General features: G+C 68.9%; 2 protein-coding genes. Both read left to right on the forward strand.

Going from position 1 to position 2,414, the window contains the following annotated elements; genetic code table 11:
* Nucleotides 1-109 precede the first annotated feature (109 nt).
* Nucleotides 110-1,633, forward strand: coding sequence for a DHA2 family efflux MFS transporter permease subunit (locus B4E30_RS01330; RefSeq protein ID WP_286793174.1), 1,524 nt, complete (start codon nucleotides 110-112; stop codon nucleotides 1,631-1,633).
* A gap of 105 nt (nucleotides 1,634-1,738) precedes the next feature.
* A complete protein-coding gene (locus B4E30_RS01335; RefSeq protein WP_286793175.1) occupies nucleotides 1,739-2,290 on the forward strand; it encodes a type 1 glutamine amidotransferase domain-containing protein in 552 nt (183 codons plus the stop codon).
* The last annotated feature ends 124 nt before the right edge of the window (nucleotides 2,291-2,414 follow it).

A 2,414-nucleotide genomic window follows, 5' to 3' on the forward strand; every position in this document is an offset into this window, starting at 1 on the left:
TGTCGGCTGCCGCCGTTAGCCTGTGACGTGCGCCGTCTTCGGCGCGGTTCTGCTGCGCGCTCGCGCATCCTCTCCCTCTCGCTCGCGCGACCGATCCATCGGAGACCCCATGGCCGCCACTGACGTCCAGCCCGGCACCGGCACCGGCACCGCCGGCCTTCCTCGAACGGGCACGGTCTCGGCCGACGGCAACCGGGTCATCTGGCTCCTCCTGGCCGCGGCCTTCGTGGCGATCCTCAACGAGACCACGATGGGTGTGGCCATCCCCCACCTCATCACCGATCTCGGCATCACCGCCGTCGCGGCGCAGTGGCTGACCACGGCGTTCATGCTCACGATGGCCGTGGTCATCCCGATCACCGGCTTCCTCCTGCGCCGCTTCCCGACACGGGTGATGTTCATCGCCGCGATGAGCCTGTTCTCGCTCGGGACCCTCATCGCCCTGGTCTCGCCCGGCTTCCCGACCCTGCTGGTCGGACGCGTGGTGCAGGCTTCGGGCACGGCGATCATGATGCCGCTGCTGATGACGACCATCATGAACGTCGTGCCGCCGCACGCGCGCGGCCGGATGATGGGACGCGTCAGCATGGTGATCGCGCTCGCACCCGCCATCGGTCCGACGATGTCCGGCGTGCTGCTGGACACCCTCGGCTGGCGCTGGATCTTCGGCATCGTGCTGCCGATCGCCCTCGCGGCGCTCGCGGTGGGCGCGATCTGGATCCGCAACATCGGTGAGACGATGCGTGAGCCCATCGACGCACTCTCCGTGGTCCTCTCCGCGTTCGGGTTCGGCGGCGTCGTCTACGGCCTGAGCCAGATCGGCGGCGCGGCCGCACACGGTGGCTCCGCCGCTGAAGAGGCCGCCGGTACGGCCGCCACCACGACGCTGATCGTGTCTCTCGCGGTGGGCGTCATCGCCCTCGCCCTGTTCGCGTGGCGCCAGATCGCGCTGCAGACGCGCGGCGTGCCCCTGCTCGATCTGCGTGTGTTCCGTTCGGCGAACTTCTCGCTCTCGGTCGCCCAGTTCGGGCTGCTGTCGATCTCGTTCTTCGGCGCGATCACGATCATTCCGCTCTACATGCAGAACGTGCTGGAGGTCTCGGCCTCGGTGACGGGGCTGGTGGTCCTCCCCGGCGCGCTGCTGATGGGACTCGCCGGTCCCGTCGTCGGACGCCTGTACGACCGCTTCGGGCCACGGGTGCTGCTCTTCCCCGGCTCGATCATCGCTTCCGGCGTGCTGTGGATGTTCACGACGTTCGATCAGAACACGCCGATCTGGCTCATCCTCATCGCGCAGACCGCCCTGTCGCTGGGCCTGGCGATGTCGTTCACCCCGCTGTTCACGGCGTCACTGGCCTCACTCCCCCGCCGGTTCTACTCGTACGGTTCGGCGGTCGTCAGCACCATGCAGCAGGTCGGCGGCGCCGCGGGCATCGCTCTGCTCGTCGCCGTCATGTCGGGGGTGCAGACGACGGCCATGGACGCCGGCACCGACGAGATCGCGGCCGGCGCCCAGGGCGCGCACGCCGCGTTCCTCATCTCCGCGATCGTGTCGCTGACCCTCATCGTGGGCGCGTTCTTCATTCGCAAGCCGGATGAGTCCGACGACGCACCCGCACCGATGGCGCACTGACCGGCGACGTCGTTCGGTAGCGTCCGCGCCGCGGGCGCGCAATCCCCTCCGAGGGTTCGCGCCTGTCTCCTAGCGTGGAGCCGACCGACCGAAAGGAGTCATGCGATGACCGAGAACATCGACGGCAAGAAGGTCGCCTTCCTCCTGACCGATGGGTTCGAAGACAGCGAACTGACCAGCCCTTGGGGTGCGGTGACCTCCGCCGGCGGACAGGCGACGCTCGTCTCCCCCGCCGACGGGACCGTGACGGGCAAGAACGGCCACGAGCAGAGTGTCGACCTCGATGTGGCATCCGCGCAGGCGGACCAGTTCGACGCGCTCGTGCTCCCCGGCGGTGTCGTGAACGCCGATCATCTCCGGATGGACGACCGGGCCGTGGCGTTCGTGCGCGCGTTCTTCACGCAGCACAAGCCCGTCTCCGTGATCTGTCACGGAGCCTGGATCCTCGCCGATGCCGGGGTCCTGGAAGGGCGCACGCTCACGAGCTACCCCAGCCTCAAGACCGATCTGCGCAATGCCGGGGCAACCTGGGTCGACGAGGAGGTCGTCGTCGATCAGGGCCTGACCTCGAGCCGCACGCCCGACGATCTGCCGGCCTTCAACGCCAAGACGGTGGAGGAGATCGCCGAGGGTCAGCACGCCGACCAGACGGCCTGAACCACACACGCGTGAGGGGAGCCGGGCCTCGGCCCGGCTCCCCTCACGTCATCGCGGAATCACTCGCCGCCGCAGGCGCCTCCGCCGCAGCAGGAGCCCTCGGATGCGGTCTCGATGGTGGCGA

This window comes from Microbacterium sp. UBA3394, assembly GCF_002358725.1.
GTDB classification, from domain to species: Bacteria; Actinomycetota; Actinomycetes; order Actinomycetales; family Microbacteriaceae; genus Microbacterium; species Microbacterium luteum.